The organism is Streptomyces nymphaeiformis (assembly GCF_014203895.1).
Lineage (GTDB): Bacteria > Actinomycetota > Actinomycetes > Streptomycetales > Streptomycetaceae > Streptomyces > Streptomyces nymphaeiformis.
In genome coordinates this window covers 749,602-762,547 of the sequence record NZ_JACHJY010000002.1, presented here as the reverse complement: position 1 = coordinate 762,547, position 12,946 = coordinate 749,602, and the positions used below count along the sequence as shown (strand labels likewise).

General features: G+C 70.8%; 5 protein-coding genes and 1 pseudogene. 4 read left to right on the top strand and 2 right to left on the bottom strand.

All coding sequences use genetic code 11. From position 1 onward, the window contains the following. Positions 1 to 25 precede the first annotated feature (25 nt). From GGE06_RS09130 to GGE06_RS09120, 3 genes are all read left to right on the top strand, one after another. Positions 26 to 3,634, top strand: coding sequence for an endo-alpha-N-acetylgalactosaminidase family protein (locus GGE06_RS09130; RefSeq protein ID WP_184930479.1), 3,609 nt, complete (start codon positions 26 to 28; stop codon positions 3,632 to 3,634). 111 nt (positions 3,635 to 3,745) lie between these two features. Beyond that, entirely contained in the window at positions 3,746 to 5,548 is a 1,803-nt protein-coding gene (locus tag GGE06_RS09125) for a glycoside hydrolase family 35 protein (protein ID WP_093877962.1), read from the top strand. An 833-nt stretch (positions 5,549 to 6,381) separates the two neighbouring features. Further along, a complete protein-coding gene (locus tag GGE06_RS09120) occupies positions 6,382 to 8,430 on the top strand; it encodes an NPCBM/NEW2 domain-containing protein (RefSeq protein ID WP_184930478.1) in 2,049 nt (682 codons plus the stop codon). 557 nt (positions 8,431 to 8,987) lie between these two features. Here the strand turns inward: GGE06_RS09120 and GGE06_RS09115 are convergent. Then, positions 8,988 to 9,491, bottom strand: a complete 504-nt coding sequence (locus GGE06_RS09115; protein ID WP_184930477.1) for a LysR family transcriptional regulator substrate-binding protein — start codon at positions 9,489 to 9,491, stop codon at positions 8,988 to 8,990. On the opposite strand from GGE06_RS09115, the pseudogene GGE06_RS09110 reads away from it, so the two are divergent. Next, positions 9,454 to 10,340, top strand: a pseudogene (locus GGE06_RS09110) (amidohydrolase). The gene GGE06_RS09115 and the pseudogene GGE06_RS09110 overlap by 38 nt on opposite strands. A gap of 86 nt (positions 10,341 to 10,426) precedes the next feature. Here the strand turns inward: GGE06_RS09110 and GGE06_RS09105 are convergent. Continuing rightward, the gene (locus GGE06_RS09105; protein ID WP_184930476.1) at positions 10,427 to 12,835 is read right to left on the bottom strand and encodes a ricin-type beta-trefoil lectin domain protein; all 2,409 of its coding nucleotides are present in this window, start codon (positions 12,833 to 12,835) and stop codon (positions 10,427 to 10,429) included. Positions 12,836 to 12,946: the final 111 nt, after the last annotated feature.

The window sequence follows — 12,946 nt, the reverse complement described above, 5'->3', positions numbered from 1 at the left end:
GCCCCGTTCCGTAGAAGGGCAAGCCATGGATCGCCCACGCGCCCGGGCCACGTGCGCCGTACTTCTCAGTGCCTCTCTGCTCACCCTCGGCGGTACCGTCCCCGCCGCAGCCGGGCCGATGGCGACGGCCGCCACCGCGGCCATCCGTTCCGGACAGCTGACGGCCACGGTCGACACCGCGTTCCCCCAGGTGCTCCAGTATCGGCTGGGCAAGGGCACCCTGCCCGGCAACACCGGTGCTACGCCCCAGGTCAGCGTCAACGGCACCGCCTTCACACCCACCGTGACGTCCACGATCACCCCCGATCACGTCGACTACGTGCTCGGTTTCCCCTCGATCGACGTCACGCTGAACGTCCGGGTGTCGGTGTCGGGATCCGTCCTGTCCTGGAAGGTCACGGGCGTCACCGAGACCGGCGCGACGAAGGTCTCCACCCTCGCGATACCGGGGCTGAACCTGCTGTCGATCCGAGGCGACCGGCCCGGCGCGCAGGTGGCCGACGCGTCGGTGTACAAGACCTACTACGCACCCGGCCCTGACATGGACACCATCGCCGCCGTGTCCTCGCTGCCGACGGACCCCGCACCGCTGCACAAGGCCATCGCCCTGGTCGCGGACTCGACGATCGCGGCCGGCATCACGAGCAATTCTCTGACCTCCTTCGGCGACCCGGTGGACCCGAACCGCGGCGGCAACCTGTTGGTGCGCACCACCGGCTCCGCCGGCGTCAACACGACGGCCATCGGCTCGGACCTGTGGACCTACCGTGGTCCGGACGGCAAGGTCGTCGCCCTGCCGGAGGCGAAGGTCGTCCTGACCGGGGACGCCAATGGCACCCCCGGCATCGACTGGCAGGACGCGGCCGTCGCCTACCGGCAGATCATGACCGAGCCGGAGCAGGCGGCCCAGACGAAGAACAACGTGGTCTCCCAGATCGCGATGAACTTCGTCTCCCAGGCGCAGAACCCCTTCGTCAAGACCCTCGACGACATCAAGAAGATGGCGCTCCACACCGACGGTCTCGGCCAGTCCATCGAGCTGAAGGGCTATCAGGACGAGGGCCACGACGCCGGCCACCCCGACTACGCAGGTCACTACAACACCGCCGCCGGCGGTCTCGCCGACATCAACACCGTCGTCGACGGCGCCGCGGCCTACAACGCCATCGTCGGCGTCCACATCAGCAATGTCGGCCAGGCGCCGCGCAGCAAGGCCTTCCGCTGGGACAAGACGTACGACCCGACCAACCCCGCGCCCCCGTACATCTGGGGAGACACCGCCTTCGGCCTCGACACCGGGAAGGACCTCGCGAGCGGCGACTACGCCGAGCGGATCGCCGCCCTGGTGCACGAGGTCCCCAACCTGGGCTTCGTCTACAGCGACGCGTTCTTCCAGCAGGACAGCGTCAACTGGAACGCCTGGAAGGAGGCGAACGTCGTCGCGCGGCACGGACTGCCGATCTACACCGAGTTCCCGACGTACATGTTCCCGTACGTGTCCTGGTACCACGACTCGGCCGAGTACGACGACGTGGGCATCAACAGCCGGATCCTGCGCTTCGTCTACAACCACGACATGGACGCCTGGATCAACAACAGCGAGCCGATGCTGGCCGGCGTGCAGAACAAGGCCTCGTTCATGGGCTGGCACAGCCAGCACTCGGTGAACAAGGAGATCGCCCAGGTCTTCACCAACAACCTGCCGACCAAGTACCTGCAGCACTTCCGGATCACCGACTGGAAGGACGGCGCCATCACGTTCACCGACGGTGTCTCCACCCGGATGAACGGCGCCTCGCCGCAGATCTGGCGCGACGGAGCCCTGGAGCGCGACGGCGACAAGTTCTTCCTCCCCTGGTCCCCGCAGGGCCAGCAGAAGATCTACGCCTGGAACGACACGGCCGAGTCACGGACCTGGACGCTGCCCAAGGCCTGGTCCGGTCAGAGCTCGGTCACCCTGTACAAGCTCTCCGACACCGGCAAGGACGCGGGTGCGCAGATCACGGTCAGCGGCGGCCGGGTCACCCTCGACCTGGACCCGAACACGCCGTACGTGATCTACCCCGGCACCCCGGTCTCCGTACCGACGGCCGGCACGTACGCCGACGGCAGCAACACCGGCGCCCCGGTGCGGCGCGCCGACACCGCCACCTCGGTGGGCTTCGGCACCGGCACGGTCGTCAAGAACGGGGAGTTCTTCACCCGCGACCTCAGCGGCTGGACGTCCGCCTCCACGTCCGGGGACGCGTCCGGCGTGTCCGTCGTGACCGACTCCAACGGCTTCCAGAGCCTGCGGATCACCGGCTCGCACGACGGCGAGGTCACCCAGAAGCTGACCGGCCTGACACCGGGTCAGACGTACTCCGCCTCCGCGTACGTCTCGGTGACCGGCTCCCGCAAGGCGACGCTCCGGGTCGACGGAAACGGCGCCGACCCGGTCGAGAACTGGATCGACAGGCCGACCCCGGTCCAGACCGACGCGAACAACCGGTTCAGCGGCCAACGGTTCCAGCGCCTGGAGGTGCTGTTCACCCAGCCCGCCGGAGCGACCACGGCCACCCTGCACCTGATGGCCGACGCCGGCTCCGACAGCGGTGACACCGTGCTCTGGTCCGACGTACGCGCCATGGCCGACCCCGGCGCCACCCACCGGGCGGACGGGCACACCTACACCGAGGACTTCGAGCACAACACCGGCGGAGGGTTCGGCCCCTTCCTGATCGGCAAGCCCGGCGAGCCGAGCGAGATCCTCTCCGAGGCCCACGACGGCTACACCCGCGACACCATCAGCGGCACGTACTCGCTCGAAACCATCAACAACGGCGCCGGACCGCAGTTCCGCACCTGGCCCGGATCGATCCGCTTCCTCCCCGGTCACTCCTACCGCGTGCAGGCGGACTACCAGAGCGACATCGCCGGGCAGTACCGCTTCCAGGTCGACGGCGAGAACGCCGCCGCCCCGATCACCGACACGCTGCTGGAGCAGACCACGACCGAGAAGCTGACCGGCGCGCCGGCGCCCGGACCCGTGCCGTCCTGGTGGACCGGCCCCTGGACGGACAGCCTGCCGCCCGTACGGTCGGCCCCGCACAACCGCATCGACACCTCCTTCACCGTCGGCGACTGCGGGGACGTCTACCTGTCCCTCACCAGCGCCACCGACAGCAACGGCGCCGCGACCCTGGACAACCTGGTCGTCGACGACCTCGGCACCGCGGCCACCGGCCTGCCGACCTGCCGACCCGCCGTCTCCGGCCCGATCGCCGGCGTGGGCTCCGACCGCTGCGTCGACGTGCCGAACAGCGACGCCACCGACGGCACGCGCGTCGCGCTCTGGGACTGCAATGGCGGCGCCAACCAGACCTGGGCCTTCGCGGCGGACGGCACGATCCGCTCGCTCGGCAAGTGCCTGGACGTCATCGGGCACGGCACCGCCGACGGCACCGGCGTCGAACTGTGGAACTGCAACGGCGGCGCCAACCAGCAGTGGACCTACGACACCGCCGCCAAGACGTACAAGGGTGCCGAGTCCGGCAGCTGCCTGGGGGCCGTCGCCGGCGCCACGACCAACGGCACCCTGCTGGAGATCCGGCGCTGCGACGGAGGCGCCAGCCAGCAGTGGAGCCACCCGTGACGGACGCCGGCACCCGCTGACACACGTGTGACCGACAGGGTGCCGGGCACTGCCACCCGTCTGGCTGTGCCCGGCACCCCACGCCCATGACCACGACCGAAAGCACCCCTCATGAACACCCGCCCTCCCCTGACCGTCGACGGCCACCGCTTCCTGCGCGGCGGCCACGAGCACCGCGTGGTCTCCGCCGCCGTGCACTACTTCCGCATCCACCCCGGGCTCTGGCGCGACCGGCTCCAGCGTCTGCAGGCCATGGGCTGCAACACCGTCGAGCTCTACATCGCCTGGAACTTCCACCAGCCCACCCCCGGCCCGGCCCGCTTCGGCGGCTGGCACGACGTCGCCGGGTTCATCCGCGAGGCCGACGCGCTCGGCCTCGACGTGATCGCCCGCCCCGGTCCGTACATCTGCGCCGAATGGGACCTCGGGGGACTCCCGGCCTGGCTGCTCGCGGACGAATCGATGCGGCTGCGCACCTCGGATCCCGCCTACCTGGCCGCCGTGGACCAGTGGTTCGACCAGCTGATCCCCGTGCTCGCCGAGCTCCAGACGTCACGCGGCGGCCCGATCGTCGCCGTACAGGTCGAGAACGAGTACGGCAGCTACGGCAACGACGCGGCCTACCTGGAGCACCTGAAGGCCGGCCTTCTCGCTCGGGGAATCGACTGCCTGCTGTTCACGTCCGACGGTCCCGAGGCACGCATGCTCGCCGGCGGCACCCTTCCCGGGGTGCTGGCCACCGCCAACTTCGGTTCGCGCCCCGACGAGGCCTTCGCCGCCCTCACCACGTTCCGGCCTGACACCCCGCTGGTCTGCATGGAGTTCTGGAACGGCTGGTTCGACCACTTCGGCGACCCCCACCACGTCCGGGACGCCGCCGACGCAGCCGAGGCGCTCGACGGGATCCTCTCCGCCGGGGGTTCGGTCAACATCTACATGGGCCACGGCGGGACCAACTTCGGCTGGTGGGCGGGGGCCAACCACACCGGCAAGACCCTGTCCGAGCCGGGCTACATGCCCACGATCACCAGCTACGACTACGACGCGCCGATCGGCGAGGCCGGCGAGCTGACCGAGAAGTTCCACGCCTTCCGCGAAGTCATCGGCCGCCATGTGAAGCTGCCGGACAGGGAACTGCCCGCCCAGCTTCCGAGGGTCGCCCCGCAGACGGTCCCCGCCACCCCGGTCGCGGCCCTGCGCGACAGCCTGGACCAGCTGTCCACACCCTCGCACCGTCCCGTACCCGAACCGATGGAGAAGCTCGGCCACCACCGCGGGCTCGTCCATTACCGCCACCGTGTCACCGGACCCGGCGGCCCCGCCACACTGACCGTCGACGGCGTCCGGGACCTGGCCCAGGTCTTCCTCGACGGGCGCCTGGCCGGCGTGCTCGAACGCGACGACCCGAACCCGACCGTCGTGCTGGACGTCCCCGAGGGCGGTGCGGAACTGGAGATCCTCGTCGAGCCCTTCGGACGGGTCAACTACGGTCCCCACCTGGCCGACCGCAAGGGCCTGATCGCGGGCGTGCGGCTGGACCACCAGCACCTGTTCGGCTGGGACGTCCGCGTGCTCCCCCTCGACGACCTGGCCGCACTGTCCACGCCCCCCGCCGCGGTAACCGCCGACGGCCCCGTCTTCCACCGCGCCACGGTCGACCTGCCGCAGCCGGCCGACGCCTTCCTCGCCGTCCCCGACAGCCACCGCACCCTGGTCTGGCTCAACGGCTTCCTGCTCGGCCGCCTGCGCACCGAACAGGGCCCCCAGCGCACCCTCTACGCCCCGGCACCCCTGTGGCACGCGGGCACGAACGAGATCCTGGTCCTGGACCTCGCCGGCCCCGCCCGGCCCCTCACCGTCGAACTCCGTGACCAGCCCGACCTCGGACCGGTGGCGCCGGCACCCCGGTACTGACGCGTCCCGCATCCCGGACCTACCGCGAAGGGCCGGTCCTTCCGGCCACGGGCATCGTCCCGAGAACGGCCGTACGCGGGATGCCCTCGACCCGCGGGCGCACGGGAGCACCCGACCGCGCCTCGGCGGATCGGCCAAAATCCGGGCCATTCCGAGGCAGGAACGAACCGGCCTGCGCAGCTCGACAGAAGCTGAGCTCTGGGGGCGGTCGTCGGACCGGCAGTCGGACCGCGGAAGAAGCCCGCGCCGACTGAAGGAGCTGCTGAAGGAGCAATCGTTCCCGTCGGTCACGGACGTCGCGGTGCTGTCCGTGAACGTGCGCGCGGAGCGGGTGCGCGTCGACGCGCGCTCACTACGGGGCGGTGCCCTGTGCCCGGTTTGCGGGGTCTGGTCGAACCGGGTTCGTGGCTCCTGCCTGCGCGTTCCCCCTGATGTGCCGGGCGCCGGACGAAATATCGCCCTCCGGCTGCGGGTCCGGCGGTTCGCCTGCGGAACTCCCACGTCTTCAGATTCAGATCGACGGAGCAGCAGGCGGAGGACGGAGAGGGCGGACGATGTGCCGCCGCCCTGAAGGTTTGAGTCGCGTGTCGCGACACCTCGCGACGTCGGTCCAACCGGGCGCTCCCCTCGTGCCCCAGCCCGCGCCTCAATTCAACATAACCAAACACTCGACCCCATTGCCACAGTCAACTGCGCCACCCGTCCAGGGGTTTGGCTCATTCTCGACTAACTACCGCCACCCTCTTCCAACAGAGTCACACAAGCTCTACCGTAAGCGCGCCATGACGTCGGCATGACCGTTCATCACGCGAGGAGCACGGAGGAACGCAACAATGCGCCGTCTACCCACCCGCACCACCAGGGCCCGAGAGGCCCTGACGGCACTGGCCGCCGTCACACTGCTGGGGGCCGCAGGGCTCGCCGCGCCGGCCACCGCCGACGCCACGACTGCCGCCCCAGGCCCAACCCCGGCCCCCGCCACCTCCGTGACGGGCGACGGACTCGCCCTCACCCCGCCCATGGGCTTCAACAACTGGAACTCCACCCACTGCCGTGCCGAGTTCAACGAGACCATGGTCAAGGGGATCGCCGACATATTCGTCGAGAGGGGCCTCAAGGACGCCGGATACCGGTACGTCAACATCGACGACTGCTGGGCACTGCCCGAGCGCGACGCCGACGGCAAGCTGGTGCCCGACCCGGCCCGTTTCCCCCACGGCATCAAGGCCGTCGCCGACTACGTCCATTCCAAGGGGCTGAAGTTCGGCCTCTACACCAGCGCCGGCACCAGGACCTGCGACGGCAGCGGCTTCCCCGGCGCGCTGGGCCACGAGTACAGCGACGCACGGCAGTTCGCCGACTGGGGCGTCGACTACCTGAAGTACGACAACTGCAACAACCAAGGCGTGGACGCCAAGGGGCGCTACATCACGATGCGCGACGCCCTCAGGGCCACCGGCCGGCCGATCGTCTACAGCATCTGCGAGTGGGGCGAGAACAAGCCCTGGGAGTGGGCCGGCGACGTGGGCCAGCTCTGGCGCACCACCTACGACATCAACGACAGCTGGGGCAGCATGCTGTCGATCATGAAGCAGAACCTGCCGCTCTCGCGGTACGCGGGCCCCGGCCGCTGGAACGACCCCGACATGCTGGAGGTCGGCAACGGCGGCATGACGGACACCGAGTACCGCTCCCACTTCTCGATGTGGTCGATGATGGCCTCACCGCTGCTCATAGGGTCCGACCTGCGCAAGGCCACCCCGGCCGCCTTCGAGATCCTCGCCAACCGGGAGGTCATCGCCGTCGACCAGGACCCGCTCGGCAAGCAGGGCTCCGTCGTGTCCTCTTCGTCGGGCCGCTGGGTCGTCGTCAAGGAACTCGCGGACGGCAGTCGCGCCGTGGCCCTGTTCAACGAGACGGAGTCCGCCCAGCGCATCGGCACCACGGCGCGCGCGGCAGGCCTGCCGGACGCCGACGCCTACACCGTGCGCGACCTGTGGCAGCACACCACCACCAACACCGCCGGCACCGTCTCCGCGACTGTTCCCGCCCACGGCACGGTGATGCTGCGCCTCTCCGTCGACGACACGTGGGCGTCGTACCCGCCGGCGGTCGAAACCGCTCTCGAAGCCGCTCCGCTCCTTGAAGCCGGCAAGACCACGGAGTTGACCACCACGGTCACCGACCTCGGCCGTACCCCCGCGCGGGACCTCTCCGTGGCGCTCACCGGTCCGGCCGGCTGGCGGATCGAGGCAGCCACGCCCCACACCGACGGTACGGTTCCGACGGGTGCCTCGCTGGCGACCACGTGGCGGCTCACGGCGCCGGCGGGCACGCCCACCGGGGCGTACGCCCTCACGCTGACCGCGGACTACCGCTCGCCGCTGGGCGTCACCGCGCGGTCCGTACTGCCCGTCCGGACCCATGTGGTGGTCGCACCACCCGCCGGGACGTCGTACCTGAGCGACCTACCCTGGCTCGCGGCCGCCAACGGCTGGGGACCGGTGGAACGCGACGCCGCCAACGGCGAGAACCAGGCCGGTGACAGCGGCCCGCTCACCATCGGCGGCACGGTCTTCGCCAAGGGGCTCGGAGCGCACGCCCACAGCGACGTCGAGTTCTACACCGGCAGCGCCTGTACGACCGTGAGCGCCCTGGTCGGCCTCGACGACGAGTCCGGCGCCCACGGAACGGTCGCCTTCGAGATCTGGGCCGACGGCCGGAAGGCCGCGTCGACCGGCGTCCTCACGAACGACGCTCCCGCACAGCCGCTCAAGGCCGACATCACGGGTGCGCGGACCGTGCACCTGGTGGTCACCGACGGCGGGGACGGCATCGGTTACGACCACGCCGACTGGGCGGACGCGAAGCTGAGCTGCTGACGGACGAGGAACGGGGGTGCGTTGCTCCGTTCCGCCGATCGACAGGTACGGGCCGTACCGCCCGCACGGACCGTACGGGCCGTACCTGGAGCAGCTGAGGCGGCATTTCGAGGGCGCCCGCTCCTGCGGGTCAGGGGCGGCCTCCGCGGCGTACGCCCCTTCGACGGCGACGCCACTCGCCCGGGGTGACGCCGCACGCGGCCCGGAAACGGCGGCAAGGTGGCTGGGGCGGTGAATCCGGAGCGGGCCGCCACGGCGGAGACGGCCAGGCCCGCGCGGCGGGGCGAGGCCGGCATGGGGCAGGCCGCATCCAGCCGCCCGTCGACGACCCACCGCTCCAGGCTGATGCCGGCGCCACCGAGTCCGGTGGGGAAGTCGTCCACGGCCGCGCGGACGCGTCGGCCGTCCTCGTCGTGTCCCGCCGAAAGCAGCGGAGCACGGAGCGGGGCGGTGGCCGGCTCCTTGGCGTTCGCCAAGGCCTCGGCGCCCGGGTCCGCCTCCAGTCGGCCGGGGTCTCGCCAGAGGGCGCGCAGGGGAACCGGGAACCGACGTCCCCGTCACCGCTGCGCGTCCGGCCCCGCGTAGCGCTGCGCGTGGTGGTCGCAGTAGGCGCGCAGCCCCTCGACGAGGTCCCGGATGGCCGAGCGGGCGTAGTGGTCGGGGTCCCATCCCGCGTACAAGGGGACGGTCAGCAGACCCTCGGGCGTGCGCACGGTCAGTTCGGCGAGGCCGAAGCGGGTCTCGTCGGTGACCAGGCAGACGCCGCGGCCGGCGGCGGCGGGTGCCTGGGCGAAGGCCGAGGAACCGGTCTCGGTGACAGCCGTGAGGGTGAGGCCCGCCCGGGCGACGGTCTCGTCGACGACCAGCCGGCTCATGTTGGTGCGGCTCATCAGGATCAGCGGTTCGGTGACCAGCTCGGCGAGGGTGATCTCGGTGCGCCCGCTCCAGGGGTGGCCGCGGGGCACCTGGGCGAGGACCGGCGAGCGCCCCAGGAGGGCCGACTCCAGCGGGGCCGGGGCCGGGATGGTGGAGATGCCCAGGTCGGCGTCGCTGCGCAACAAGGTGTCGAAGACCCTGCTGGGCTCCTCCTGGAGGGCGTCGCGGAGCGCGGGACCCCCGGCCCCCGCCTGCCATGAAGGGCGCCAGAAGGTGCGCGACCGTGGTGGGCGACGCGACGACCGTGAGCGCCACGGGCTCGTCCCGGCCGGCGGCCGCCATCGTCTCGGCGGCCTGCTCGCCTTCGAGCGCGAGCAGCTGCGCCGGTACATCGTCGAGGCGCACCGCTGCGGCTGGCAGGTCGCCACGCACGCGATCGGCGACGCGGCCCTGGACGTCGTCCTGGACGCGTACGAGGAAGCGGGCCGGTCGCATCCGCGCGTCGACGTGCGGCACCGGATCGAGCACGCGGGCGTGGCGAGCGACGCGCAGGTCGCCCGGATCGCGGAGCTCGGCCTGATCCCCGTACCGCAGGGCCGGTTCCTGTCGGAGACGGGTGACGGGCTGCTGGCCGCGCTGGGCCCCGAACGAGGGAGACTCGCCTACCGGATGCGGTCGTTCCTGGACGCCGGCGTGGTGCTGCCCGGCTCCTCGGACGCGCCCGTGGTCGCCTCCGACCCGCTGCTGAGCATCCACGACATGGTGAACCGGCGTACGGCCTCGGGCGCGCCCATCGGTCCGGACGAGGCGGTGACGGCCCGGGAGGCGCTGTACGCGACACGGTCGGTTCGGCGTACGCGGTGTACGAGGAGCGGGTCAAGGGCACTCTCGCCGGGGGCATGCTCGCCGACTTCACAGTCCTGAGCGACGACCTGCTTGGCGTGCCCGCCGACCGCATCGGAGAGCTGACCGTGGGGGCCACCGTCGTAGGCGGTCGCATCGCCCATGACACCGGAGCCCTGAAGGTCTCCTGACCGGCTCGCTCCCCACAAAGGCCGACACGCCGACGCGACGACGCGCCGTCCGGACTCAAGTCCGGACGGCGCGCTTCCGGCAGTCGCTACGGGAGCGTCCACCGCTGGTTGGCCCCGCCGTTGCAGTCCCAGATCACCAGCTCGGTGCCGTTGGTGGTCGAGCCCCCGGGGACGTCGAGGCAGCGGCCCGACTGAACGCCCTTCAGGCTGCCGTCGGGCTGCGGCGCCCACTGCTGGTTGGCGCCGCCCGTGCAGTCCCAGAGGATCACGGCCGTGCCGTCGACGGTGCCCTGGCCGGTGACGTCCAGGCACTTGCCGCCCTGGGTCAGGGTGCCGTTGGACCAGGTCCAGGTCTGCGCAACGCTGCCGTCGCAGTCCCACAGGCGGACCGGGGTGCCGCTCGCTCCGGAGGCGTCGGCGGCGGCGCACTTGCCGGCCAGACCGGAGGCGACCCGGCCCTCGTGCGAGGTGGGGGTGCCCGGGGTCAGGGCGAAGTCGTCGAACTGTTCGGTGACGTAGCCGGTGACACCGAGGCCGGCCTGGCCGTTGGTGTAGCCGAGGTCGGTGGCGCTGCCGACGGTGACGCCGTCGACGACCGCAGTGAGGGCCGAGCCCTCAAGCGTGAACGCGACGGTGTGCCAGCTGCCGGTGCCGAGTGCGCCGGTGGTGCCGCTCGCCAGGGTGGTGAAGTTCCACTTGGTGTCGCTCTTGTCGATGGACCAGGCGCCGGTGTCGCTGACCCGCAGGTGGTAGGCGTTCAGGCCGTTGTTGTTCCTGCCCTGCTGGTTGACGCGGCCCAGGAGTTCGACGGTGCCCGCCTGCTCGAACATGGTGTCGGCGGAGACGGTGTAGTTGCTCCAGGTGCCGTCGCCCATGATCGTGTACGGGGCGTTGTACGGCTCCTCGGTCCACCGGATCGGCGACATCGGGGCCATCTGCCGCAGGCAGGTGCCGGTACGGCCTCCGCCGCAGGACACCGACTGGAAGGCGCCGTTCATGTCGGAGAAGTACTTCGGCGAGGTGGTGGTGGCGCGGGTCTCGAAGTCGTCCGAGTACGGCAGGCCGAGCGCCTTGCGAGCGGGCGAGACGGCCGTGCCCTTGCCCTGGCCGGTCGTGGTGGTCACGGTGTAGAGGTGGCCGGGCTGGAGGGTGAGCGTGTACTTGCCGCCGCTCGGGGTGACGTCCTGCTGGTGGACGAACCAGCGGGAGGAGTCGTCCGACTTGACGTCGGTGTCCCAGACGTGGACCTGGCCGGTGGACAGGCCGCCGGTGACGGAGAACGAGACGGTCTGGGCACTGGTGGCGTCCATCGTCTCGATGACGGTGCTGTAGTCGGTGTTGTTCGTCGACTTCAGCGTCACGTAGCTGCCGTTGGTGCGCGTGCCGCCCAGGTAGCCGCCCGCCGAGTCGATGTAGCGCCAGCCGGGCCGGGTGAACTGCGTGGTGTGCGCGGTCACCCAGGTGGTCTTGCCGATGTGGTAGTTGCCCGACCAGGGCTGGTTGGCGACGGACATGCCGTCGGTGGAGAAGAAGAGGTTCGGGTAGAGGGCGGCGATGACCGGCCAGTTGAAGTAGGCGGTCATCTTTCCGTCGAGGTAACCGCGGTTGATCGACCGCGCCACGGCGGGCGCGCCGGTGTCGGCGTCCTGGGAGCCGTTCTCACTGGCCCACAGCGGCTTGCCGAGACGTTGGGCGGTGGGGGTGCTGGGGCAGGTGGCGTAGGCGTCGAGGTACCCGCACGGGTAGTGCACGCCGACGATGTCGACGGCGTCCTTGAACGCCTGGTCCTGCGCCATGGCGTCGGCCACGCCCCAGTCGCTGTCCGCGGCGACGACCTTGGTGGCGCCGTAGCCGTGGGAGACCAGAGCGGCCTTGAGGTTCCGGTACCAGGTCTTGTCGTAGCCGCGTTCGTTCCAGCCGCCGAGGTAGTCGATGGTGAGGCCGTGGCCGTCGGCGCAGTCCATCCAGGACATCAGGTAGTCGATGGTGTCCTGGGACCAGAAGTTGCCACCGCCGAGCCAACCGGGGGCGCCCCAGGACAGTGCGGCGAGTTTGATCCGCGGGTTGCGGGCCTTGGCCTGCTCGGCCATCCACCACTCGTAGCCCTGGTTGCAGTCGACGGTGCCGGCCGTGTGCATGTGGCTGGGTTCGGCACCGTCGGTGGAGTTGGTGTCGCCGCCGATCTCCAGCTTCAGCAGCTGCAGGGAGGCGCCGTAGCCGGGCTTGTACAGGTAGTCGAGCAGCTCGCTGCGCTGCGGCTCCGGATAGTCGACCAGGAGACGGGAGTTGCCGCCGCCGCCGGAGATCGCTCCGACTCCGTCGAAGGTCAGGCCCGGCTTGGTGCCGTTGACCGTGATCGAGGTCGAGGGGGTGGGCGCGGACGAGGGCGCGGCCTGCGAGACGGTAGGCGCGGCCAGGCCGCCGCTGAGCACGCCCAACGACAGGCCGAGGAACGCGGCGAGCGTGCGCCGGAGGCGCACGGGTGCCCGGGTCATGTGGACTCCTTCTGGGTGGGGGCGCCTGGAGGTGGCACCGGGCGCCGGGAAACGACTGCGGAGGTGCGGAACAGAGGGGGTGGGCCCTCGGGGTTGCCCGAGGGCCCACGT

Bases quoted from the DNA above. Each gene is read 5' to 3' on its own strand.
- GGE06_RS09130 (WP_184930479.1), top strand. From the start codon at position 26: ATGGATCGCCCACGCGCCCGGGCCACGTGCGCCGTACTTCTCAGTGCC.
- GGE06_RS09125 (WP_093877962.1), top strand. From the start codon at position 3,746: ATGAACACCCGCCCTCCCCTGACCGTCGACGGCCACCGCTTCCTGCGC.
- GGE06_RS09120 (WP_184930478.1), top strand. From the start codon at position 6,382: ATGCGCCGTCTACCCACCCGCACCACCAGGGCCCGAGAGGCCCTGACG.
- GGE06_RS09105 (WP_184930476.1), bottom strand. From the start codon at position 12,835: ATGACCCGGGCACCCGTGCGCCTCCGGCGCACGCTCGCCGCGTTCCTC.